This is a genomic window from Paraburkholderia unamae (assembly GCF_003268775.1).
Taxonomy (GTDB): Bacteria; Pseudomonadota; Gammaproteobacteria; order Burkholderiales; family Burkholderiaceae; genus Paraburkholderia; species Paraburkholderia unamae.
On sequence record NZ_QLSU01000007.1, the window covers coordinates 64,045 to 86,556 of the forward strand.

Here is a 22,512-nt window from a genome sequence, read left to right on the forward strand (position 1 = left end):
CCGCGTGAATCACCCCGCGCCGCCGGCTACCGCACGCCGCCCGTTCCCCACCGTTCTCCTCGATGAATTGCGCAGCGCGTTCGGCGAACGCGTCTCCGTCTCCGAAGCCGTGCGCGCCCATCACGGCCGCGACGAGTCGCCCTTCGACCCGCAACTGCCCGACGCCGTGGTGTTCGCGCAGAGCACCGAGGAAATCCAGACCATCGTCAAGCTGTGCGCCCGCCATGGCGTGCCGATCATTCCTTACGGCAACGGCTCGTCGCTCGAAGGCCACTTGCTGGCCGTGCAGGGCGGCGTGTCGATCGACCTCTCGCAGATGAACCGCGTGCTCTCGATCAACGCCGAAGACCTCACCGTGACGGTGGAGCCGGGCATCTCCCGCAAGCAGCTCAACGAAGCGCTGCGCGACACGGGCCTGTTCTTCCCGATCGACCCGGGCGCGGACGCGAGCATTGGCGGCATGTCGGCCACACGCGCCTCCGGCACCAACGCCGTGCGCTACGGCACGATGCGCGAGAACGTGCTCGGCCTCACCGCCGTGCTCGCCGACGGCCGCGTGATCAAGACCGGCACGCGCGCGCGCAAGTCGTCGGCGGGCTACGATCTCACGCGCCTGTTCGTGGGCTCGGAGGGCACGCTTGGCATCATCACCGAAATCACGGTGCGGCTCTACCCGCAGCCCGAGGCGGTTTCGGCGGCGGTGTGCGCGTTCCCCTCGATGGCCGAGGCCGTGCGCACGGTGATCGAAACGATCCAGATGGGCGTGCCGGTCGCGCGCGTGGAGTTCATCGACTCGCTCGCGGTGCGCGCGATCAACAAGCATTCGAACCTCACGCTGCGCGAGAAGCACACGCTCTTCTTCGAATTTCACGGCACCGAGGCTGGTGTTGCGGAACAGGCGCAGATCGTTCAGGAGATCGCCGCGCAGCACGGTGGCGAAGGCTTCGAATGGGCCACGCGCCCTGAAGACCGCAGCCGCCTCTGGAACGCGCGCCACAACGCTTACTTCGCGATGTTGCAACTGAAGCCCGGCTGCCGCGCGGTCACGACCGACGTGTGCGTGCCGATCTCGCGCCTTGCCGAATGCGTGATCGAGACGGAAGCCGACCTCAAGGCCTCGCCGCTGCCCTGCCCGATCGTCGGCCACGTGGGCGACGGCAACTTCCACGTGGCGATCCTGATCGACCCGGACAAGCCCGAGGAGATCGAGGAAGCCGAGCGCCTGAACCACCGCATCGTGCAGCGCGCGATCGCCATGGACGGCACCTGCACCGGCGAGCACGGCGTGGGGCTGCACAAGATGGGTTTCCTCGTGGAGGAGCACGGCGCCGACACCATCGACACGATGCGCGCGATCAAGCATGCACTCGATCCGCACAATCTGATGAATCCGGGCAAGATCTTCAGCTGGGCGGCCTGAGACGCGCCAGGCGCGTAGCGCCGCCCATGCGCCGCTGGCGCGCACGCAAGATGCGCCCGGCGGCACGACAAACACGCGGGAGGAGACATGAACGCACCGGACGGGAAAATGCCCGACCTGAGCCCGGAAGCACTCGCGCAACGCCAGCGCGAAGTGGTTCAGGCGCTGATGGCAGTGCTGCCGGCGCACTGCCTGCTGCATCGTGAAGAAGACACCGTCGCCTACGAGTGCGACGGGCTGGCCGCCTACCGGCGGCTGCCGCTCGCGGTGGCGCTGCCGGAAACCGAGTCGCAGGTGCAGCGCATCGTGCAGATCTGCCGGCGCCTCGACGTGCCGATCGTGCCGCGCGGCGCGGGCACCGGCCTCTCGGGCGGCGCCATGCCGATCCGGCACGGCATCGTGCTTTCCGTCGCGCGCTTCAAGCGCATTCTCGAAGTCGATCCCTACGCGCGCACAGCCACCGTGCAACCCGGCGTGCGCAATCTCGCGGTGTCGGAAGCCGCGGCGCCCTTCGGCCTCTACTACGCGCCCGACCCTTCCTCGCAGATCGCCTGCACGATAGGCGGCAACGTTTCGGAAAATTCGGGCGGCGTGCATTGCCTCAAGTACGGCCTCACCGTGCATAACGTGCTGCGCGTGCGCGCGGTGACGATGGAGGGCGAGGTCGTCGAATTCGGCTCGCTCGCGCCCGACGCGCCCGGCCTCGATCTGCTCGCGGTGATGATCGGCAGCGAGGGCATGTTCGCCATCGTGACCGAAGTCACCGTGAAGCTGATTCCGCGCCCGCAAACGGCGCAGGTGATCATGGCGAGTTTCGACGACGTGGTGAAGGGCGGCGACGCCGTGGCGGGCATCATCGCCTCGGGCATCATTCCGGCGGGCCTCGAAATGATGGACAAGCCGGCCACCCGCGCCGTGGAAGAGTTCGTGAACGCGGGCTACGACCTCGACGCCGCCGCGATCCTGCTGTGCGAAGCCGACGGCACGCCCGAGGAAGTGGCCGACGAGATCGCGCGTACGACCGTAGTGCTGCGCGAGCATGGCGCGACGCGCATCCAGATTTCGCGCACCGAGGAAGAACGCCTGCGCTTCTGGTCGGGCCGCAAAAACGCGTTTCCGGCGGCGGGCCGCATCTCGCCCGACTACTACTGCATGGACGGCACCGTGCCGCGCCGCGCGATCGGGCCGCTGCTCGCGCGCATCCACGAGATGGAAAAGCAGTATGGATTGCGCTGCATCAATGTTTTCCATGCGGGCGACGGCAACATGCACCCGCTCATTCTCTTCAACGGCAACGACCTCGACGAGTGGCATCGCGCCGAGGCCTTCGGCTCGGACATTCTCGAAACCTGCGTCGAGCTGGGCGGCACGGTCACGGGCGAGCATGGCGTGGGCATCGAGAAGATCAATTCGATGTGCGTGCAGTTCTCGCCCGAGGAGCGCGACGCGTTTCACGCGGTGAAGCACGCGTTCGACCCGGCCGGGCTGCTCAACCCCGACAAGGGCATTCCCACGCGCGCGCGCTGCGCCGAGTACGGGCGCATGCACGTGCGCGGGAATCTGTTGCCGCACCCCGAGTTGCCGCGCTTCTGACAGACGGACTAACAGACACACCAACAGATGCACAAGCACGCGCCAGCCACCGCGCCGCTTATGCGTTTCGCGTGACCCGCATGCGGGTCCGCTCCGGGTTGTCAGGCGAGGTTCGCTCAGTACAATCGAACGAACCATATAACGAACGAGCGCGACCATCACGACATGGAAGAGGACGACATCGTCTCGGACTGGTCCGAACGCATCCGCACCGCGAGCGCCGAAGCCCGTGCGCTGCGCATTCGCGGCGGGGGCACCAAGGACTGGTACGGCCAGACGCTCGAAGGCGAGATTCTCGACACGCGCGCGCACCGCGGCATCATTGCCTATGACCCGGCCGAACTCGTGATCACGGCGCGCGCCGGCACGCCGCTCGCGGAAATCGAGACAGCGCTCGCGGCGCACGGCCAGATGCTCGCCTTCGAGCCGCCGCATTTCGGCGCCCAGGCGACGCTCGGCGGTTGCATCGCGGCAGGCATTGCCGGGCCGCGGCGCGCGAGCGCCGGGGCGCCGCGCGACTTCGTCCTGGGCGCGGTGCTCATGAACGGCCACGGCCAGGTGCTGCATTTCGGCGGCCAGGTCGTAAAGAACGTGGCGGGCTACGACGTCTCGCGGCTCATGGCGGGATCGCTCGGCACGCTCGGCCTGTTGCTGGAGCTCTCCGTGAAGGTGCTGCCCGTGCCGCAGGCCGAAACCACGCTCAAGTTCGACATGAACGGCACCGACGCCGTGCGCAAGCTCAACGAATGGGGCGGCCACCCGCTGCCGATGACGGCGAGCGCCTGGCGCAACGGCACGCTCGCGGTGCGGCTTGCGGGCGCGGAAGCGGCCGTGAAAACGGCGCGCTCGAGCCTGGGCGGCGAAGTGGTGGACGCCGTGGAAGCCGAGCGCTTCTGGGCAAGCCTGCGCGAGCAGACCGATCCGTTCTTCGCCTCGATCGCACCGAACGCGGCGCTGTGGCGGCTCGCCTTGCCGTCCATCGCCGAGCCCCTGCAACTGCCCGGCGCACAGCTCATGGAATGGGGCGGCGCGCAGCGCTGGTGGATCACCGAAACCGACGCGCAAACGGTGCGCATCAGCGCGAAGCAGGCGGGCGGCCACGCCACGATATTTCGCACCGGGCGCGACTACGACCGCAGCGCGGGCGTGTTCACGCCCTTGCCCGCGCCGCTCATGAAGATTCATCGCGGCCTGAAAGCCGCGTTCGACCCGGCCCGCATCTTTAATCGCGGCCGGCTGTATTCCGACTTCTGACGACACCGACACGCGGCGATGCAGACGAACCTCGCGGACTTCATTCGCAACACTCCCGACGGCGACGAAGCCGACGCGATCCTGCGCAAGTGCGTGCATTGCGGCTTCTGCACCGCGACCTGCCCGACCTATCAACTGCTTGGCGACGAGCTGGATGGCCCGCGCGGGCGCATCTACCTCATGAAGCAGATGGTGGAAGGCGCACCGGTCACGAAGAGCACGCTCATGCATCTGGACCGCTGCCTCACGTGCCGCAGTTGCGAGACCACCTGCCCTTCGGGCGTGCAGTACGGGCGCCTCGTGGAGTTGGGCCGCAAGCACGCCGAGCAGATGGTGGAGCGGCCGCTGCGCCAGCGCTTCATGCGCCGCCTGCTCGCGGGCCTGTTGCCGCGCCGTGCGCTTTTCACGCCCGCCATGCGCCTCGGGCAGCAGGTGCGCCCGCTCCTGCCCAAGCGCCTGCGCGACAAGGTGCCGGTGCGCCAGCGCCCGCTCGCGTGGCCCACGGCGACGCACGCGCGCAAGATGCTGATGCTGCAAGGCTGCGTGCAGCCTTCGATGATGCCCAACATCAACATCGCCACTGCGCGCGTGCTGGACGCGCTCGGCATCGAGACGATCGTGGCGCCGCAGTCGGGCTGCTGCGGAGCGATCCGCCTGCACATGGGTTACGCCGACGACGCGCTCGCCGACGTGCGCGCGAACATCGACGCCTGGTGGCCCTACATCGAGCAAGGCGTGGAAGCGATCGTGATGAACGCCTCGGGCTGCGGCGCGACGGTGAAGGAATACGCGCACCTGCTGCGCGACGATCCGGCCTACGTGGAAAAAGCGCGCCGCGTGGTCGAACTCACGCGCGATCTTTCCGAATTGCTGCCCGCATTCGAGGAGCAACTCGTCGCGACCACGCGGCGGCGCGGCATCAAGACGGTGGCATGGCACCCGCCCTGCACGCTTCAACACGGCCAGCAGTTGCGCGGCGGCGTGGAGAAGCTGCTCACGGCGCTCGGCCTCGACGTGCGGCTGCCCGCCGACAGCCATCTTTGCTGCGGCTCGGCGGGCACCTACTCGATCATGCAGCCGCGCCTTTCCTATGCGCTGCGCAACCAGAAGGTGGACCGGCTCCAGGCCCTGGAGCCGCAACTGATCGTTTCGGCCAACATAGGCTGCATCACGCACCTGCAAAGCGGCACGGCAATTCCGGTCACGCACTGGATTGAACTGGTCGAACATATGCTGGCGGCGAATTAGGCAGGGCTGAAGGCAACCGGGCGACTGAGCGCATCGGGGACGGAACCAGCGTAACGAGGCGCCGCCTACGCAAACAGTCGGCCAAATGGCGTAGGAAGGGTCCTACGCTTTCTGGCCAGTTTTTCGCGCCTTGCGCAGTCCGTATAATGGCCGTCGTTCTGATCGTTTTGGATCCAAAACCGGCGTGCACCCGTAAGCGCGCCGGCCTCAAGCACGATGACCGATCTCTCCCACAATCTCGAAGCCGTCCGCGAGCGCATCGCCGCCGCCGCCCGCAACGCCGGCCGCGACCCGCAAAGCGTGGAGTTGCTCGCGGTTTCGAAAACGTTTCCCGCGCAGGACGTGCGCGCCGCCCACGCCGCCGGCCAGCGCGCGTTCGGCGAAAACTACGTGCAGGAAAGCGTGGACAAGATCGAGGCGCTCGCCGACCTGCGTGCAGGTCTCGAATGGCATTTCATCGGGCCGCTCCAATCGAACAAGACACGCCCCGTGGCCGAGCGTTTCGACTGGGTCCATTCAGTCGATCGTCTGAAGATTGCCGAACGCCTGTCGGCGCAGCGTCCGGCCGGCATGGCGCCGCTCAACGTCTGCCTGCAAGTCAACGTGAGCGGCGAAGCCAGCAAGAGCGGCGTCACCCCGCAAGAAGCGCAGCAGGTCGCGAGGCAGATCGCGGCCCTGCCCAACCTGCGCCTGCGCGGGCTCATGTCGATCCCAGAGCCGGAAACCTCGCTCGAGGCGCAACGCGCGCCGCACCGCCAGTTGCGCGAGCTGTTCGACGCGCTCTGCGCAGAAGGCCTCGCGCTCGACACGCTCTCCATGGGCATGTCGGCCGACCTCGAAGCCGCGGTGCTGGAAGGCGCGACGATCGTGCGCGTCGGCACCGCGATCTTCGGCGCGCGCGACTACTCCCACTGATTCACTGACCGATTCCATCACCATGAAAATTGCCTTCATCGGCGGCGGCAACATGGCCGCCGCACTCATCGGCGGCCTGATCCGCAAGGGCGTTCCCGCCGACAACCTCTACGCGATCGATCCGAACGAGGACGCCCGCAAGCGCAGCGCCGAGCAGTTCGGCGTGCGCACCGGCGCCGCCGCGGACGCCGCGCTCGCCGCGTACGACGCGGTGCTGATCGCCGTGAAGCCGCAAATCGCCAAGGCCGTGGCCGAAGGCATCGCGCCGCACCTGGGTGCGCATCAGGTCGTCATCAGCATCATGGCCGGCATTCGCATCGACGACTTGTCGCGCTGGCTGAACGGCCACGCGCGCGTCGTGCGCACGATGCCGAACACGCCCGCGCTGATCGGCATGGGCGCAACTGGCCTCGTCGCGAGCAGCGGCGTGGACGCGGCGGGCCGCCAGCTCGCCTCCGACGTGCTCGGCGCCGTCGGTCAAACCGTCTGGTTCGACGACGAAGCGAAGATCGACGCGGTCACGGGCATTTCGGGCAGCGGCCCGGCCTACGTGTTCTATTTCATCGAAGCGCTGGAAGAAGCGGCGCGCCAGCTCGGCATGGACGAGCAGCAAGGCCGCGCGCTCGCCATCGCCACGTTCACGGGTGCCGCGCAGCTCGCGCTGCAATCGGACGAGCCGCCCGCGGTGCTGCGCGAGCGCGTGACGTCGAAGGGCGGCACCACCGCCGCCGCGCTGGCGTCGTTCGACGCCTCGGGCGTGAAAGCCGCCATCGTCAAGGGCGTGCTCGCGGCCGATGCGCGCGCGAAGGAAATGGGCGAAGAGTTCGGCAAGCAATAAGCCAACTGGTCCCGAATAAAAAAGCGCCGGGTGTGTCATGCACACCCGGCGCTTTTTTTCATATGAAGTCGATACGGCCTTAAAGTCCCGCGACGGCGTAATGCGCCGCGATCCCCACGAACAGCACGCCGCCCAGCCAGTTGTTGTGGCGGAACGCCGCGAAGCACGGCATGCGCTCGCGGTCCTTGATCAGCGTGTAGTGGTAAATCGCGCAGCCCACGGCCGCCGCCCAACCGAGCCAGTAGAGCCAGCCGAAGCCCAGCGCCAGGCCCACCCACACGTAAATGCCGAGCGTGACCGCGTAGCAGAGCATGATTGCCAGCACGTCGAAGCGGCCGAAGGTGAGCGCCGAGGTGCGAATGCCGATCTTGATGTCGTCGTCGCGATCGACCATCGCGTATTCGGTGTCGTAGGCTACGGACCAGAACACGTTCGCGGCCAGCATGATCCACGCGAGCGCCGGTACGTGGTCCTGCACGGCGGCGAACGCCATGGGAATGCCAAAGCCGAACGCGATACCCAGATACGCCTGCGGAATCGCGAAAAAACGCTTCGTGAACGGATACGAGGCCGCCACGAACAGCGCCACAACGGAAAGCTGCTTGGTGAGCCCGTTCAGCGGCAGGATGAGCAGGAACGACACGAGCGCGAGCCCCGCCGCGATCGCCACGGCCTCCCACGCGCGGATACGGCCCGACGTGATCGGACGCTCGGCCGTGCGCTTTACATGGCGGTCGAAGTCGCGGTCGGCGTAATCGTTGATCGCGCAGCCCGCCGAGCGCATCAGCACCGTGCCGATGGTGAAAATGACCAGCAGCGAGACCGGCGGATGGCCGTCGGAGGCGATCCACAGCGCGTTGAGCGTCGGCCACAGCAGCAGCAGGCTGCCGATCGGCTTGTCCATGCGGACGAGCCGCAAATAGAGCGGGAGTCGGGCGAACATGATCGGGGCGGGAAAAGCAATGCCGCTATTGTAGGCCAGGGCGCGGGCGCTTCGCCGCGAGCCGCGCCCGCGTCCGCGCAAAAACGCAGGCCCGCCGGGCATCCGGCGGGCCTGCGTCGCAAACTCGTCGCAACTCGTCGCAATCAGTGAGCGGCGCCTGCGCGCCGCGTACGGATCAAGCGAGCAGCGAGCGCAGCATCCACGCGGTCTTTTCGTGCGTCTGCATGCGTTGCGTGAGCAGGTCGGCGGTCGGCTCGTCGTTGGCGGCTTCGGTTGCCGGGAAGATCGCGCGCGCCGTGCGCACCACGGCTTCCTGACCTTCCACGAGCTGGCGGATCATGTCTTCCGCCGCGGGCACGCCGTCGGCTTCCGGAATCGACGAGAGCTTCGCGAACTCCTTGTAGCTGCCCGGTGCGTGCACGCCCAGCGCGCGAATGCGCTCGGCGATCGCGTCGACGGCAAGCGCGAGTTCGTTGTACTGCCCCTCGAACATCAGATGGAGCGTGTTGAACATCGGCCCCGTGACGTTCCAGTGGAAGTTGTGCGTCTTCAGATACAGCGTGTAGGTGTCCGCGAGCAGGCGCGAGAGGCCGTCCGCGATCTTCTTGCGATCCTTGTCGCTGATGCCGATATTCACATGCTGTATGGTTGCTTTTTTGGCCATGACGACTCCTTGTGTAGCAATGAGACTACGCGTGCGTGTCGATGCGCTGCCGTCGCGCGCTCGCCTCACAGGCGCCGCGCGAGAGCTCGATCGGCTGCCAGTGTAGCCTGGAAATATCGAAAAACCGGCTCATCCGGCCCTACTGTCCGGGTCGAGCCGCGTCGATGTCCGGGCGCCTCGTGCAACGTGCACAAGGCTCAGTGACCCGCCAGATGCGCGAGGACTTGCGAGGCGATTGCGACGAAACCGCTCGCGAGAATGGCGAAGCTCACCACGCGGCGCACGATCTGCGTGCCTTCGGCGCGTGTTTGTGCCATCGCGGCGGCTGCGCCGGAGCCCAGGGTCTTGCGGGTCATCGTCATCGTTCGGGTCATGATCGTGCTCCTTTGACGTCACGGTTCCTGCTCATTGCGGGGCGGCTCGCTGGCACAACGATGCGACAACGAGCCACGCCCCGTTTCCTTACTTCGCCTGCTCCGCCAGCTTCGCGATCGCGTCGATCACGCCTTGCGCATACGCCGGATCGGCGCGGCGGAAGTGCTCGATCTGACGCTCGACGATCTCCTGCGGCACGCCTTCGATATGCCGCGCGATGTTCGCGAAGAGCCGCTCGCGCTGGCCCGCGTCGAACAACCGGAACAGCGCGCCCGGCTGGCTGTAGTAATCGTCGTCCTCGCGGTGATCGTAGTGATCGACCGCACCCGCCGCGAGCGGCGGCTCGCCCGCCTGCGGACGCTGTGCGAAGTCGCCGAAGCGGCTCGGCTCGTAGTTCACGGTGCCGCCCAGATTGCCGTCGGTGCGCATGGCGCCGTCACGGTGATACGAGTGGAACGGGCAGCGCGGCGCGTTCACCGGAATCTGGTGATGGTTGATGCCGAGGCGATAACGCTGCGTGTCGCCATACGAGAACAAGCGCCCCTGCAACAGGCGGTCCGGCGAGAAGCCAATGCCCGGCACCACGTTCGCGGGCGAGAAGGCGGCCTGCTCGACATCGGCGAAATAGTTCTCCGGATTGCGGTTCAGCTCGATCGTGCCGACGTCGATCAGCGGGTAATCCTTGTGCGGCCACACCTTCGTGATGTCGAACGGGTTGTACGGCACCTTCGCGGCGTCGGCCTCAGGCATCACCTGAATGCGGAAATGCCACTTCGGGAAATTGCCCTTCTCGATCTCGCTGAAGAGGTCGCGCTGCGCCGATTCGCGGTCCTGAGCAATCACCTGCGCCGCTTCGGCGTCGCTGTAGTTCTCCACGCCCTGCGCCGACTTGAAGTGAAACTTCACGTAAAAGCGCTCGTTGTTCGCGTTGATGAACGAGAACGTGTGCGAGCCGAAGCCGTGCTGCTTGCGATAGTTCTTCGGAATGCCGCGATCGCTCATCAGAATCGTCACCTGATGCAGCGACTCGGGGTGCCGCGCCCAGAAGTCCCACGCCGCCACGTTGCTGCGCATGTTCGTGCGCGGATCGCGCTTTTGCGTGTGGATGAAATCCGGGAACTTGAGCGGGTCGCGAATGAAGAACACCGGCGTGTTGTTGCCGACGATGTCCCAGTTGCCCTCTTCCGTGTAGAACTTGATCGAGAAGCCGCGCACGTCGCGTTCGGCGTCGGCCGCGCCGCGCTCGCCCGCCACGGTCGAGAAGCGGATGAAGAGCGGCGTTTCCTTGCCGGCTTCGCCGAACACTTTGGCCTTGGTGAAGCGCGAGATGTCGTGCGTGACCTTGAGCGTGCCGAACGCGCCCGAGCCCTTGGCGTGCACGCGGCGCTCGGGAATCACTTCGCGGTCGAAGTGCGCGAGCTTTTCGAGCAGCCACACGTCTTGCAGCATGACGGGACCGCGCGGACCGGCGGTGAGCGAGTTCTGGTTGTCGACGACGGGCGCGCCTGCGGCCGAGGTGAGGGTGCGGTCGGTCATGTGCTGGATTCCTTGTCTGCTTGTGAGTTCTGGCATGCGGTGAAACGAGGCGAAGCGGCGATGGCCGTCAGGCGGACAGCGCGCGGTCGACCAGCAGCGAGAACGCCACGGTGCGAAGGCCTGAAGCGGCGCTGGCGTTTGCCTTGGGTGCAGTGAGTGCGGCGGGTGCTGCCGTGGTCGGGACGTTGGTTTGCATCGCTTCCTCCATCGGGTATCGGTTGTGATCCGTTGGAGAGACCTTAACTCACGCTATCTATTTCGATAATTTGATTTACTCAATCTATCGAATAGGCGCAAGTTATTAGGGACGCAAGCTAAATCGGAGGGAATGGCGCGCAGCCGGATGCCGCGCGTGAAGCAAGGCTCGCGCCGCGCACCCTGTAGGCGCGCGGCGCTGGGAACATCAGACCACCTCGGCGGCGGCTTCGATCTTCTTGACGCCTGGGAGCTCGCAGGCGTGAATGGCATCGACGATTGCCTCGATCGCCGGCAGGCGCGTGAAGCTCTTGCGCCACGCAAGCACCACGCGGCGGTCCGGCACCGGCTCGTCGAACGGCACGTAGGAGAGCAGGCCGGAATCGACGCCGCCCGCGTGTGGCTTCACTTCCGTGACCGACATGCGCGGCAGCACGGTAATGCCCACGCCGCTCGCGACCATATGGCGGATGGTTTCCAGCGACGAGCCTTCAAAGGTCTTCTGGATGCCGTCCGCGTTCTGCGAGAAGCGCATCAGTTCCGGGCACACGCCCAGCACATGGTCGCGGAAGCAGTGGCCGCTGCCGAGCAGCAGCATGGTTTCCTGCTTGAGATCGTCCGGGTCGATCTTCTCGCGCTGCTCCCATGCATGGCCCGAGGGCAGCGCCACGACGAACGGCTCGTCGTAGAGCGGCCGCAGCGTGAGGCCGGTTTCCGGGAACGGCAGCGCCATGATGGCCACGTCGATCTCGCCCTGCTTGAGCAGCTCGATGAGCTTGAGCGTGTAGTTCTCTTGCAGCATGAGCGGCATTTGCGGCACGCGCTTGATCATCTGCTTGACGAGAGTAGGCAGCAGGTACGGTCCGATCGTATAGATCACGCCGAGGCGCAGCGGCCCCACCAGCGGATCCTTGCCCTGCTTGGCGATTTCCTTGATCGCGAGCGTCTGTTCGAGCACGCGCTGCGCCTGCGTCACGATCTGCTCACCGATGGGCGTCACGCTCACTTCGCTCGTGCCGCGTTCGAAAATCTGTACGTTCAGTTCGTCTTCGAGCTTCTTGATGGCGACCGAAAGCGTCGGCTGGCTCACGAAGCAGGCTTCCGCGGCCCGTCCGAAGTGGCGCTCGCGGGCTACCGCGACAATGTATTTCAGTTCAGTGAGCGTCATTGGGGGACCAATCAGGAAAGGTGAATCAATAGTTTGTAGTTATACACCTATGACGGCGATTCGCCAATAATCAACACCCCCATGCGGGGCGCGATCATCGTAAAGGGTCAGACGGCGTGGGCATGCGCAGGTTCCGCGCAATGATCCATTACGCTTTTGTCCATTACGCTTTCAGATATTGTTCGCGCGCGCCCAGCCAGCGGTTCAGGTGCTGCGTGACGACGTGCGGGAATGCCTGCAACAGGCGCTCGGCCGCGCCGCGCGCGGGCTCGATGAGCCAGGCGTCGTTTTCGAGGCTCGCAAAACGCAGCATGGCCGCGCCCGACTGGCGCGCGCCGAGGAATTCGCCGGGGCCGCGAATTTCGAGGTCCTTGCGGGCGATCTCGAAGCCGTCCGTGGTCTCGCGCATGGTTTGCAGCCGCGCGCGGCCCGTGAGCGACAACGGCCCCGTGTAGAGCAGCACACACACCGAAGCTGCGCTGCCCCGCCCCACGCGACCGCGTAGCTGGTGCAACTGCGCGAGGCCGAAGCGCTCGGCATGCTCGATCACCATGAGCGAGGCGTTGGGCACGTCCACGCCCACTTCGATCACCGTCGTCGCCACGAGCAACTGCACGTCGTTGCGGGAGAACGCATCCATCACGGCGGCCTTGTCCGTGGACGCGAGACGCCCGTGCACGAGGCCCACGGTCAGCTCGGGCAGCGCGGCCACGAGGGTTTCGTAGGTCTCTACCGCCGTTTGCAGTTGCAGCGTCTCGCTTTCTTCGATCAGCGGACAGACCCAGTACACCTGACGGCCCGTGAGCGCCGCCGCGCGCACGCGCGCGATCACTTCCTCGCGGCGTGCGTCGGACACGAGCTTCGTGAGGATCGGCGTGCGGCCGGGCGGCAATTCGTCGATGGTGGAAACGTCGAGGTCCGCGTAGTAGGTCATGGCGAGCGTGCGCGGAATGGGCGTGGCCGACATCATCAGTTGATGCGGCTGGAACTCGCGGTGCGCCTCGTCGGCCGACTTCGCGTTCTGCGCCTTCGCGCGCAACGCAAGCCGCTGCTCTACGCCGAAGCGATGCTGTTCGTCGACGATCACGAGGCCAAGGCGCGCGAATTCCACGGCCTCCTGAATGATCGCGTGCGTGCCGATCACGAGCTGCGCCGTGCCGAGCGCTGCGGCTTCGAGCGCCGCGCGCTTTTCCTTCGCCTTGAGGCTGCCCGCGAGCCACGCCACCTGCACGCCGAGCGGTTCGAGCCAGCCGCGCAGCTTGCGCGCGTGCTGCTCCGCGAGAATTTCGGTGGGCGCCATGAGCGCGGCCTGGTAGCCCGCGTCGATCGCCTGCGCGGCCGCGAGCGCCGCCACCACGGTCTTGCCGCTGCCCACGTCGCCTTGCAGCAGGCGCTGCATCGGGTGCGGCTGTTCGAGGTCGTGGGCGATCTCCGCCACCACGCGCTCCTGCGCGCTCGTCAACGTGAACGGCAGCGCGCCGCGCAGACGCGCGAGCAGCGTGGAGGCTTGCGCGCGGCCCGCGACATGGCGCGCCATCGCGGGCGCGGCGCGCGTGCGGCGCTCCTCGTGCGCGCGCTTGAGCGACAGTTGCTGCGCGAGCAGCTCGTCGAACTTGATGCGCGTCCAGGCCGGGTGCGTGCCATCGATGAACTCATGCTCGTCGGCATCGATGGGCGGGTGGTGCAGCGTCTTCACCGCGTCGATCAGCGGCGGCAGGTTCAGCGGTTGCGTGAACTCGCGCGCCACCGCTTCGGGCAGCAGCTCGGGCAAATGTGCGCGGGAGAGCGCGTTCTCGATCGCCTTGCGCAGATACGCCTGGCTCACGCCCGCCGTGGACGGATACACGGGCGTGAGCGCCTGCGGCAGCGGCGTGTCGCCCTCCACGACCTTCACGGCCGGGTGCACCATCTCCATGCCGAAGAAGCCGCCGCGCACGTCGCCGCGCACGCGCAGCCGCTTGCCGATCGCCATCTGCGCGACCTGCGAGCCGTAGAAGTTCAGGAAGCGCAGGTGCAGTTCGTCGCCGTTGTGGTCCTGGAGCTTCACGACCAGTTGCCGGCGCGGGCGGTAGGCGATCTCGTTGTCGAACACCACGCCTTCGGTTTGCGCGATGCCGCCGGGCAGCAACTCGCCGATGGGCGTGAGCGTGGTTTCGTCCTCGTAGCGCATCGGCAAATGCAGCACGAGGTCGATGTCGCTGTGCAGGCCGAGTTTGGCGAGGCGGTCGGCGGTTTTGGCGAGCTTGGGCTTGTCTTTGGCGGCGGCTTTTTCCGCGGCCTTTTCAGCGGATTTCGCCGCGGATTTCGCCGCGGACTTTTTTGCGGCGCGTTTGCGCGCGGGCAGCGCAGCGCCTTGCGCCGCCTCCGGTTGCCGCGCCGGGGCGCCGTCTTCGGGCGTGCGCGCGTCGTCGTGCGCTTCGCTCTCGGAATCGGCTTCGGACATCAATCGGCTAACGGACGGGGGCATGGGCTGCTTCGCAAGTACAATATCGGCTTTCCGGCATGGCGCGGCGCGTGCAGCGCGACGGCCCTGGCCATCGGGCACATCGCGCATGTCACGCATGTCGCACACGCGCATGTCCCGCAATCATAGCCGCTCATCACGCGTGAGCGGCCATCGCAGCCGCTTTTTGGGGCGCAACCGCTTGGCGGTTCGGCCCCGCAAAGCCGCCGCGCGCCGGGCCTCCGGCGCATTTCCGTTATTTCAGGCCGTATGTTCAAGCTTTCCGATTTCGATTTCGACCTCCCCGAGGCACTGATCGCGCAGACCGCCCTGCCCGAGCGCAGCGCGAGCCGTCTGCTGGAGGTCGACAACGCCGCGCCGTTGCCCGGCGAACCCGCGCGTCTCACCGACCGCCGCTTTTCCGACCTGCCCGCGTGCCTCGCGCCGGGCGACCTGCTCGTCTTCAACGATACCAAGGTGCTGAAGGCGCGTTTCTTCGGCCAGAAGGCCAGCGGCGGCAAGATCGAGGTGCTGGTGGAGCGCCTGACCGGCGCGCGCACGGCACTCGCGCAGATCCGCGCGAGCAAGAGCCCCGGCCCCGGCACGGTGCTGCGCCTGGCCGACGCGTTCGACGTGACGGTCGGCGAGCGCGTCGATCAGTTCTACACACTGCATTTCCCCGACGACTGCCTCACGCTCATCGAGCAATACGGCCGTCTGCCGCTGCCGCCCTACATCACGCACGACGCCGATGCGAGCGACGAAACGCGCTACCAGACGGTGTTCGCGCAGAATCCGGGCGCGGTGGCCGCGCCCACGGCGGGCCTGCACTTCGACGACGCTCTGCTCGCGCAACTCGACGCACAAGGCGTGGAGCGCGCCACGCTCACGCTGCACGTGGGCGCGGGCACGTTCCAGCCCGTGCGCGTGGAGAATATCGCCGAGCACAAGATGCACAGCGAGTGGTATCAACTGCCGCAGTCGCTCGTCGACAAGATCGCGGCCACGCGTGCGCGCGGCGGCCGGGTGATCGCGGTGGGCACGACCTCGATGCGCGCGCTCGAAGCCGCCGCGCGCGACGCCGCGAACGAAAACCGCGAACTCGCGGCAACCCAGGCGGAAACCGATATTTTCATCACGCCGGGCTACCGGTTCCGCGTGGTGGACCGGCTCGTGACGAACTTCCACCTGCCGAAGTCGACGCTCTTGATGCTGGTTTCGGCGTTCGCGGGCATCGAAACGATCCGTGCGGCGTATCGTCACGCCATTGCCGAGCGGTATCGATTCTTCAGCTACGGCGACGCCATGCTGCTCACGAAAACCGACGACGCGCTCAACAAGTAACACGCACGTTTCCCCGGCCCTCGCGCGCCACGAAAAAACGCGCGACGGCGAATCACCATTTGCGCCGGACTGTTTTCCGGTAGCACAGGAGTCCATGCATGACCGACGGTCATCAAAACAACGCACGCGCCGAACACGGCACCTATCTGGGCGAACGCCCGCAAAACGGCCTCAAATTCGAACTGCTCGGCACCGACGGCCTCGCCCGGCGCGGGCGCGTCACGCTCAATCACGGCGTGGTCGAAACGCCCATCTTCATGCCCGTGGGCACCTACGGCACCGTGAAGGCCACGCAGCCGCGCGAGCTGGAAGAGATGAAGGCGCAGATCGTCCTCGGCAACACCTTCCACCTGTGGCTGCGCCCGGGTCTGGAAACGATCGAGGCGCACGGCGGCCTGCACCGCTTCATGGGCTGGAACCGGCCCATCCTCACGGATTCGGGCGGCTTCCAGGTGTTCTCGCTCGGCGACCTGCGCAAGATCTCCGAAGACGGCGTGCGTTTCGCCTCGCCCGTGAACGGCGACAAGCTGTTCCTCTCGCCCGAAGTGTCGATGCAGATCCAGAAGGTGCTGAATTCGGACATCGTCATGCAGTTCGACGAATGCACGCCCTACGCGACCAACGGCGTGCCCACCACGCACAAGGAAGCCGCCGATTCCATGCGCATGTCGATGCGCTGGGCGCAGCGCTCGATCGACGAGTTCAACCGACTCGGCAACCCGAACGCGTTGTTCGGCATCGTGCAGGGCGGCATGTTCGAGGACCTGCGCGACGAATCGCTCGCCGGCCTTTCGCAGATGCCGTTCCACGGCTACGCAATCGGCGGCCTTTCGGTGGGCGAGCCGAAGGAAGACATGATGCGCGTGCTCGAACACATCGCGCCGAAGCTGCCCGCCGACAAGCCGCACTACCTGATGGGCGTGGGCACGCCGGAAGACCTGGTGGCGGGCGTGGCCTCGGGCGTGGACATGTTCGACTGCGTGATGCCCACGCGCAACGCGCGCAACGGCTGGATCTTCACGCGCTTTGGCGACGTCAAGATCCGCAACGCGACGCACAAGAACTCGCTGCGCCCGCTCGACGAGCAGTGCGGCTGCTACACCTGCCGCAACTTCACTCGCGGCTACCTGCATCACCTGCACCGCGTGGGCGAAATTCTCGGCGCGCAGCTCAACACGATCCACAATCTGCACTACTACCTTGAGCTGATGAGCGAGATGCGCTCGGCGATCGAAACGAAGACGTTCGCGGCGTTCCGCCAGCGCTTTGCCGAGCAGCGCGCACGCGGCGTGGACTGAGAGGGCGTCTCACGACGGCGTGCCGCGTGCCCGACGCCAGATATTACAATAACCTTTCGAAACAATGACGCAGACCGGGCATTCGCTGCGCTCCGGCCACCTCGCTTTTCACGCACGCGCATACAACGCGGGGGTGGGATTCGAGATAAACGCTTGATCGGAAAGCCTATTTTGCGTCATCGTCGTGGAGAATGCCGGTGGTAGAATAACCGGCTCGCTTTTTGTGATCGTAAAAACGGAGAGACCAACGTGTCGTTCATTTCCAATGCCTTCGCGCAAGGCAGTGCAGCAGGTGGTGCCGAATCGAGCCTCATGAGCTTCCTGCCGCTCATCCTGATGTTCGCCGTGCTGTACTTCATCATGATCCGTCCGCAGATGAAGCGTCAGAAAGAACATCGCAACATGCTCTCGGCCATGGCCAAGGGCGACGAAGTGATCACGAGCGGCGGCATCGTCGGCAAGGTGACCAAGGTCAGCGAAGCCTACGTGGGCGTCGAAATCGCCGACGGCACGGAAATCACCGTGCAGAAGTCGTCGGTCTCGACCATCCTGCCGAAGGGCACGATCAAGTCGCTGTAAGGCCTCGTAGAATCATCAGGGCCGTTGCCTTCGCACGAACGGCCTCGCGCATCCGGCCCGCCCTCGCAGCCACTGACCAGAAAACGTCAATGCAGGAACGCCCCGAAGGCTCAGCCGGACGCGCGCGCAACGCACAGGCCATCCCCCTCCCCCGTTGGGTCAACCAATGAACCGTTATCCCCTCTGGAAATATGTCGTGATGCTGGTGGCGCTCGTCATCGGCTTCGTGTACACATTGCCCAATTTCTTCGGCGAAGCGCCCGCCGTCCAGGTGTCGAGCGGCAAGGCGACCGTCAAGCTCGACTCGGGCACGCTCGCCCAGGTCGAAGCCGCGCTGGCCGCGAACAACATCAAGGCGACCGACCTCACGTTCGACAACTCGTCGATGAACGCGAACATCCGCGTGCGCGTCGCCGACACGGACACGCAGCTGCGCCTGAAAGACGCGCTCAACAAAGCGCTCAACGCCGACCTGAGCGACCCGCAGTACATCGTCGCGCTGAACCTGCAAAGCGCCTCGCCGCGCTGGCTCACGGGCCTGCACGCGCTGCCGATGTATCTCGGCCTCGACCTGCGCGGCGGCGTGCACTTCCTGCTCCAGGTCGACATGAACGGCGCGCTCAACAAGAAGCTCGATTCCGACGCTTCCGACGTGCGCACGCTCCTGCGTGACAAGAACATCCGCGACGGCGGCGTGAACCGCGTGAACCAGTCGGTGGTCGTGAATTTCGCCGACGCCGACGTGGCCGAGCAGGCGCGCAAGGTGCTCGCAAGCTCGGGCGGCATCACCGAATTGCAGTGGGCCTCGCAGAACAACCCCGAAGGCGGCGTACAGCTCATCGGCACGTTCACGCCGGCCGTGAAAACCTCGGTTCAGCAAGCCGCGCTCAAGCAGAACATCCAGACGCTGCATAACCGCGTGAACGAGCTTGGCGTGGCCGAGCCCGTGATCCAGCAGCAAGGCGACGACCGCATCGTGGTCGAGCTGCCGGGCGTGCAGGACACCGCGAAGGCGAAGGACATCATCGGCCGCACGGCAACGCTCGAAGCGCGCCTCGCCGACCCGATGGGCCTGCATCCGGACGTGAATGCGCCGGTGCCGCCGGGCGACGAGCTGTTCACGCAAGGCAACGCCGCGCCGGTGCTGCTGCGCAAGCAGGTGATCTTCACGGGCGACCGCATCATCGACGCCTCGGCCGGCTTTGACGAGCATCAGCGTCCGTCGGTCAACATCCGCCTCGACTCGGCGGGCGGCCGCGCGGTGCGCGCCGTCTCGCGCGACAACATCGGCAAGCCGATGGCGATGGTGCTGTTCGAAAAGGGCAAGGGCGAAGTGCTGACGGTGGCGACCATCCAGTCGGAACTGGGCGACCGCTTCCAGATCACGGGCCAGCCCACGCCGCAGGCCGCCGCCGACCTCGCGCTGCTGCTGCGCGCCGGTTCGCTCGCCGCGCCGATGGACATCATCGAAGAACGCACGGTCGGGCCGAGCCTGGGCGCGGACAATATTCGCAAGGGTTTCGACTCGGTGATCTACGGCTTCGCCGCCATCGCCGTGTTCATGATCGCGTACTACATGCTGTTCGGCGCGATCTCGATGATCGGCCTCTCGGTGAACCTGCTGCTGCTCGTGGCCGTGCTCTCGCTCATGCAGGCCACGCTCACGCTGCCCGGCATCGCGGCTATCGCGCTCGCGCTCGGTATGGCCATCGACGCGAACGTGCTCATCAACGAGCGCGTGCGCGAAGAACTGCGCCACGGCGCGCCGCCGCAACTGGCCATCCAGAACGGCTACGCGCACGCCTGGGCGACGATTCTCGACTCGAACGTGACCACGCTCATCGCCGGTCTCGCGCTGCTCGCGTTCGGTTCGGGCCCGGTGCGCGGCTTCGCGATCGTGCACTGTATCGGCATTCTCACGTCGATGTTCTCGGCCGTGTTCTTCTCGCGCGGTCTCGTGAACCTCTGGTACGGCGGCAAGAAGAAGCTCAAGTCGCTCGCAGTGGGCCAGGTGTGGCGTCCGGAACCCGAGGAAGCCGCACCGGCGCTCGCCGGCGCCGATGCAGGCACGGACACCGGCCGCGCCGTCACCGCCGCCACCACCGGCGGCAAGAAGCGCGAGGCGGCCAAGGAAGCCAAGGGCGCCGCGCGCGCCAAGCCGGTCGTGCGCCGCCGCGATGCCCAGGGTGGCACCGGCGGCTCAGGCAACAACACCGGCTCGTCCCGCTGATACGGAGTCAAGACCATGGAATTTTTCCGCATCCGCAAAGACATCCCGTTCATGAAGCACGCGTTGATCTTCAACGCGATCTCGTTCATTACCTTCATTGCGGCGGTGTTCTTCCTCTTCCACCGTGGCCTGCATCTGTCGATCGAGTTCACGGGCGGCACGGTCATCGAAGTGCAGTACCCGCAGGCGGTGCCGCTAGAGCCGCTGCGCGACTCGCTCACGAAGATCGGCTACGGCGACGCCCAGGTGCAGAACTTCGGCACCTCGCGCGACGTGCTGATCCGCCTGCCGCTCAAGCAGGGCCTCTCCTCGGCCCAGCAGAGCGACCAGGTGATGGCCACGCTCAAGGCGGCCGAACCCCAGGTGCAGTTGCAGCGCGTGGAGTTCGTGGGCCCGCAGGTCGGCAAGGAACTCGCCACCGACGGCCTGATGGCGCTCGCCTGCGTGGTGGCGGGCATCATCATCTACCTGTCGTTCCGCTTCGAATGGAAGTACGCCGTGGCCGGCGTGATCGCGAACCTGCACGACGTCGTGATCATCCTGGGCTTCTTCGCGTTCTTCCAGTGGGAGTTCTCGCTCTCGGTGCTCGCGGCGGTGCTCGCGGTGCTCGGCTACTCGGTGAACGAATCGGTCGTTATCTTCGACCGGATTCGCGAGACCTTCCGGCGCGAGCGCAAGATGAGCGTGAGCGAAGTCATCAACCACGCGATCACGAGCACGATGTCGCGAACCATCATCACCCACGGTTGTACGGAAATGATGGTGCTCTCGATGTTCTTCTTCGGCGGCCCGACGCTGCACTACTTCGCGCTGGCGCTGACGGTGGGTATTCTCTTCGGCATCTACTCGTCGGTGTTCGTCGCGGCGGCGCTCGCGATGTGGCTCGGCGTGAAGCGCGAGGACCTCATCAAGGACAAGAAGGAAAAGTACGATCCGAACGATCCGAACGCGGGCGCGCAGGTGTAAGCGCTCCTGAACGAAAAAACCGGTTCACACGAACCGGTTTTTTTTCGTCCGCGCCGAGCGGCCCGTGCTACTGCTTGATGCCTTCGGCCTGGATATGCAGCTTGGTCTTCATCTTGAAGCCGTACTTCTTGCCCATGTCCATGCCGAAGTCGTCGCGGTTGAATTCCGCCTCGGCCTCCACGCCGCACACCTCGCGCTTGAGCACCGGGTGCTGCACGCACTTGAACGACTCGATTTCGAGCTTGAGCGGCCGGGTCACGCCGTGCAGCGTGAGCTCGCCGATCACCTCCTTCGGCTTGTCGCCGTCGAAAACGATGCGCGTGCCCTTGTAGGTGGCGGTGGGAAATTGCGCGACGTTGAAGAACTCGTCGCTCACGAGATGCTTGTCGAGCTCGGGATTGCCGGTCTGCACGGAGGCCGGATCGATCGTCACGTCCACGGTGCCGGTTTTCGCCGCGCGATCCAGCGTGACGGTGCCCGTGGTCTTCGTGAACTTGCCGCGCCAGATGGAAAGGCCGCCGAAATGATCGGCCTCGAAGCTCGGAAAGGTGTGGTTCGGATCGAGCTGGTAAGTGTCGGCGGCGTGCGCCAGCTGGGCGGCAAACGTCACCGCGGCGGCTCCTGCGGCCATCAACGCGAACTTCGTCAAGGCGAACGTGTTCAAAGGCGGCTCCAGTCGAGGCAACGCAAAGGAACGGCGCCGCCGCGTGCGTTGCCCGCTACTTGTGCGCGACGACGATATGAAACTTGATCAGCACCTCGTCGGCCACCATCGAGGTGTCCTTCCACTCGCCCGTGCCGATGTCGAAGGCGAGGCGATGGATCGGCAGCGTGCCGTCGAAGGTTTGCGTCGCGCCTTGCTGCGTCAGCACGACGGGCACGGCCACCTTCTGCGTGCGCCCCTTGATTGTCAGGTTGCCGTCCACGCGGTACTGGTTCGGCGCGGTCGGCGCGATCGCGGTCGAGACGAAGGTGGCCTGCGGGAACGCCTTCGCGTCGAACCATTCGGGCCCGCGCACCGACTCATTGTAGGTCGCGTCGCCCAGATCGTAGCTGGTCATGTCCATCGTGATCCGAGCGGTGCCGGCGGCCGGCTTCGCCGGGTCGAAGTCGATCTGCGCGCTGAACTTCGTGAAACTGCCCTGCACCGCCACGCCCATCTGGCGCGAGACGGCGACAATCGTGCTCTTTGCCGCGTCGAGCTGCGCATAGGCGCTCGCGCCCGCAAGCAACGCCGCAGCGCCGCCCGCCCAGAGCGCAAAGGCGCCCACGGCCGAGCGCCACCGCCAGGCCAGACCCCACCCCGTGAATGCATTCATGATCGTCTCGCGTTAATTGCGCAGTTAGATTTCACGCACTGACCGCAGCCACGTTCCGCAGCCAGCCGGCCCCTATGCCCAAAAGATAATCCAATTTGCGTGACAACAAACATCTGGAGATACCGCGCACCGCCTGGGCGGGCTCGCGTACGTGAGCGGCGCAAACGTGGCACACTTCGCAGCC

Annotated in this window: 20 protein-coding genes; 11 read left to right on the forward strand and 9 right to left on the reverse strand. The window is 66.0% G+C overall.

The features are described from left to right. The first annotated feature begins 4 nt into the window (after positions 1-4). From C7401_RS13460 to proC, 6 genes are all read left to right on the forward strand, one after another. Entirely contained in the window at positions 5-1,420 is a 1,416-nt protein-coding gene (locus C7401_RS13460) for an FAD-binding oxidoreductase (protein ID WP_112171886.1), read from the forward strand. 108 nt (positions 1,421-1,528) lie between these two features. Then, positions 1,529-3,013, forward strand: a complete 1,485-nt coding sequence (locus C7401_RS13465) for an FAD-linked oxidase C-terminal domain-containing protein (protein ID WP_372460341.1) — start codon at positions 1,529-1,531, stop codon at positions 3,011-3,013. Positions 3,014-3,178: 165 nt separating this feature from the next. After that, complete coding sequence (gene glcE, locus C7401_RS13470) at positions 3,179-4,267, forward strand: glycolate oxidase subunit GlcE (RefSeq protein WP_112171888.1); 1,089 nt, start codon at positions 3,179-3,181, stop codon at positions 4,265-4,267. A gap of 18 nt (positions 4,268-4,285) precedes the next feature. Continuing rightward, entirely contained in the window at positions 4,286-5,515 is a 1,230-nt protein-coding gene (gene glcF / locus C7401_RS13475; RefSeq protein ID WP_112171889.1) for a glycolate oxidase subunit GlcF, read from the forward strand. 216 nt (positions 5,516-5,731) lie between these two features. Continuing rightward, on the forward strand, positions 5,732-6,430 hold the full coding sequence (locus C7401_RS13480) for a YggS family pyridoxal phosphate-dependent enzyme (protein WP_112171890.1): 699 nt from the start codon (positions 5,732-5,734) through the stop codon (positions 6,428-6,430). Positions 6,431-6,452: 22 nt separating this feature from the next. After that, on the forward strand, positions 6,453-7,268 hold the full coding sequence (proC, locus tag C7401_RS13485) for a pyrroline-5-carboxylate reductase (protein WP_112171891.1): 816 nt from the start codon (positions 6,453-6,455) through the stop codon (positions 7,266-7,268). 79 nt (positions 7,269-7,347) lie between these two features. Here the strand turns inward: proC and ubiA are convergent, their stop codons facing one another. The 7 genes from ubiA to recG all read right to left on the reverse strand — a co-directional run bounded on the left by ubiA (position 7,348) and on the right by recG (position 14,592). Next, positions 7,348-8,211 (reverse strand): 4-hydroxybenzoate octaprenyltransferase, encoded by an 864-nt coding sequence (ubiA, locus tag C7401_RS13490; protein WP_112172116.1) that lies wholly within the window; start codon positions 8,209-8,211, stop codon positions 7,348-7,350. 175 nt (positions 8,212-8,386) lie between these two features. Beyond that, on the reverse strand, positions 8,387-8,875 hold the full coding sequence (locus tag C7401_RS13495; protein WP_112171892.1) for a Dps family protein: 489 nt from the start codon (positions 8,873-8,875) through the stop codon (positions 8,387-8,389). A gap of 197 nt (positions 8,876-9,072) precedes the next feature. Then, positions 9,073-9,249, reverse strand: coding sequence for a hypothetical protein (locus C7401_RS44965; RefSeq protein WP_165841769.1), 177 nt, complete (start codon positions 9,247-9,249; stop codon positions 9,073-9,075). Positions 9,250-9,337: 88 nt separating this feature from the next. Next, positions 9,338-10,786, reverse strand: coding sequence for a catalase (locus C7401_RS13500; protein ID WP_112171893.1), 1,449 nt, complete (start codon positions 10,784-10,786; stop codon positions 9,338-9,340). Between the two features lie 67 nt (positions 10,787-10,853). Beyond that, positions 10,854-10,982, reverse strand: a complete 129-nt coding sequence (locus C7401_RS45570; RefSeq protein ID WP_258397053.1) for a hypothetical protein — start codon at positions 10,980-10,982, stop codon at positions 10,854-10,856. A 207-nt stretch (positions 10,983-11,189) separates the two neighbouring features. Then, positions 11,190-12,149: a LysR substrate-binding domain-containing protein gene (locus C7401_RS13505; protein WP_112171894.1), complete on the reverse strand. Its 960-nt coding sequence runs from the start codon at positions 12,147-12,149 to the stop codon at positions 11,190-11,192. A gap of 163 nt (positions 12,150-12,312) precedes the next feature. After that, a complete protein-coding gene (gene recG, locus C7401_RS13510; RefSeq protein ID WP_112171895.1) occupies positions 12,313-14,592 on the reverse strand; it encodes an ATP-dependent DNA helicase RecG in 2,280 nt (759 codons plus the stop codon). 270 nt (positions 14,593-14,862) lie between these two features. Between recG and queA the strand changes: the two genes are divergently transcribed. The 5 genes from queA (at position 14,863) to secF (ending at position 21,009) form a co-directional block, all read left to right on the forward strand. Beyond that, positions 14,863-15,936 carry a tRNA preQ1(34) S-adenosylmethionine ribosyltransferase-isomerase QueA gene (gene queA / locus C7401_RS13515; RefSeq protein ID WP_112171896.1) on the forward strand — a complete coding sequence of 358 codons (1,074 nt, stop codon included), beginning with the start codon at positions 14,863-14,865 and terminating at the stop codon, positions 15,934-15,936. A gap of 98 nt (positions 15,937-16,034) precedes the next feature. Then, positions 16,035-17,234, forward strand: coding sequence for a tRNA guanosine(34) transglycosylase Tgt (tgt, locus tag C7401_RS13520; protein ID WP_112171897.1), 1,200 nt, complete (start codon positions 16,035-16,037; stop codon positions 17,232-17,234). Positions 17,235-17,483: 249 nt separating this feature from the next. Beyond that, positions 17,484-17,813 (forward strand): preprotein translocase subunit YajC, encoded by a 330-nt coding sequence (gene yajC, locus C7401_RS13525; RefSeq protein WP_028201984.1) that lies wholly within the window; start codon positions 17,484-17,486, stop codon positions 17,811-17,813. 166 nt (positions 17,814-17,979) lie between these two features. After that, positions 17,980-20,043, forward strand: a complete 2,064-nt coding sequence (gene secD / locus C7401_RS13530) for a protein translocase subunit SecD (protein ID WP_112171898.1) — start codon at positions 17,980-17,982, stop codon at positions 20,041-20,043. Between the two features lie 15 nt (positions 20,044-20,058). Continuing rightward, positions 20,059-21,009 carry a protein translocase subunit SecF gene (secF, locus tag C7401_RS13535; RefSeq protein ID WP_112171899.1) on the forward strand — a complete coding sequence of 317 codons (951 nt, stop codon included), beginning with the start codon at positions 20,059-20,061 and terminating at the stop codon, positions 21,007-21,009. Between the two features lie 67 nt (positions 21,010-21,076). Here the strand turns inward: secF and C7401_RS13540 are convergent, their stop codons facing one another. Both C7401_RS13540 and C7401_RS13545 read right to left on the reverse strand, forming a co-directional pair. Further along, complete coding sequence (locus tag C7401_RS13540; protein WP_112172117.1) at positions 21,077-21,640, reverse strand: YceI family protein; 564 nt, start codon at positions 21,638-21,640, stop codon at positions 21,077-21,079. 88 nt (positions 21,641-21,728) lie between these two features. Further along, entirely contained in the window at positions 21,729-22,328 is a 600-nt protein-coding gene (locus tag C7401_RS13545; RefSeq protein WP_112171900.1) for a YceI family protein, read from the reverse strand. Positions 22,329-22,512 lie beyond the last annotated feature (184 nt).

Bases quoted from the DNA above. Each gene is read 5' to 3' on its own strand.
- C7401_RS13465 (WP_372460341.1), top strand. From the start codon at position 1,529: ATGCCCGACCTGAGCCCGGAAGCACTCGCGCAACGCCAGCGCGAAGTG.
- glcE (WP_112171888.1), top strand. From the start codon at position 3,179: ATGGAAGAGGACGACATCGTCTCGGACTGGTCCGAACGCATCCGCACC.
- glcF (WP_112171889.1), top strand. From the start codon at position 4,286: ATGCAGACGAACCTCGCGGACTTCATTCGCAACACTCCCGACGGCGAC.
- C7401_RS13480 (WP_112171890.1), top strand. From the start codon at position 5,732: ATGACCGATCTCTCCCACAATCTCGAAGCCGTCCGCGAGCGCATCGCC.
- proC (WP_112171891.1), top strand. From the start codon at position 6,453: ATGAAAATTGCCTTCATCGGCGGCGGCAACATGGCCGCCGCACTCATC.
- ubiA (WP_112172116.1), bottom strand. From the start codon at position 8,211: ATGTTCGCCCGACTCCCGCTCTATTTGCGGCTCGTCCGCATGGACAAG.
- C7401_RS13495 (WP_112171892.1), bottom strand. From the start codon at position 8,875: ATGGCCAAAAAAGCAACCATACAGCATGTGAATATCGGCATCAGCGAC.
- C7401_RS44965 (WP_165841769.1), bottom strand. From the start codon at position 9,249: ATGACCCGAACGATGACGATGACCCGCAAGACCCTGGGCTCCGGCGCA.
- C7401_RS13500 (WP_112171893.1), bottom strand. From the start codon at position 10,786: ATGACCGACCGCACCCTCACCTCGGCCGCAGGCGCGCCCGTCGTCGAC.
- C7401_RS45570 (WP_258397053.1), bottom strand. From the start codon at position 10,982: ATGCAAACCAACGTCCCGACCACGGCAGCACCCGCCGCACTCACTGCA.
- C7401_RS13505 (WP_112171894.1), bottom strand. From the start codon at position 12,149: ATGACGCTCACTGAACTGAAATACATTGTCGCGGTAGCCCGCGAGCGC.
- recG (WP_112171895.1), bottom strand. From the start codon at position 14,592: ATGTCCGAAGCCGATTCCGAGAGCGAAGCGCACGACGACGCGCGCACG.
- queA (WP_112171896.1), top strand. From the start codon at position 14,863: ATGTTCAAGCTTTCCGATTTCGATTTCGACCTCCCCGAGGCACTGATC.
- tgt (WP_112171897.1), top strand. From the start codon at position 16,035: ATGACCGACGGTCATCAAAACAACGCACGCGCCGAACACGGCACCTAT.
- secD (WP_112171898.1), top strand. From the start codon at position 17,980: ATGAACCGTTATCCCCTCTGGAAATATGTCGTGATGCTGGTGGCGCTC.
- secF (WP_112171899.1), top strand. From the start codon at position 20,059: ATGGAATTTTTCCGCATCCGCAAAGACATCCCGTTCATGAAGCACGCG.
- C7401_RS13540 (WP_112172117.1), bottom strand. From the start codon at position 21,640: ATGGCCGCAGGAGCCGCCGCGGTGACGTTTGCCGCCCAGCTGGCGCAC.
- C7401_RS13545 (WP_112171900.1), bottom strand. From the start codon at position 22,328: ATGAATGCATTCACGGGGTGGGGTCTGGCCTGGCGGTGGCGCTCGGCC.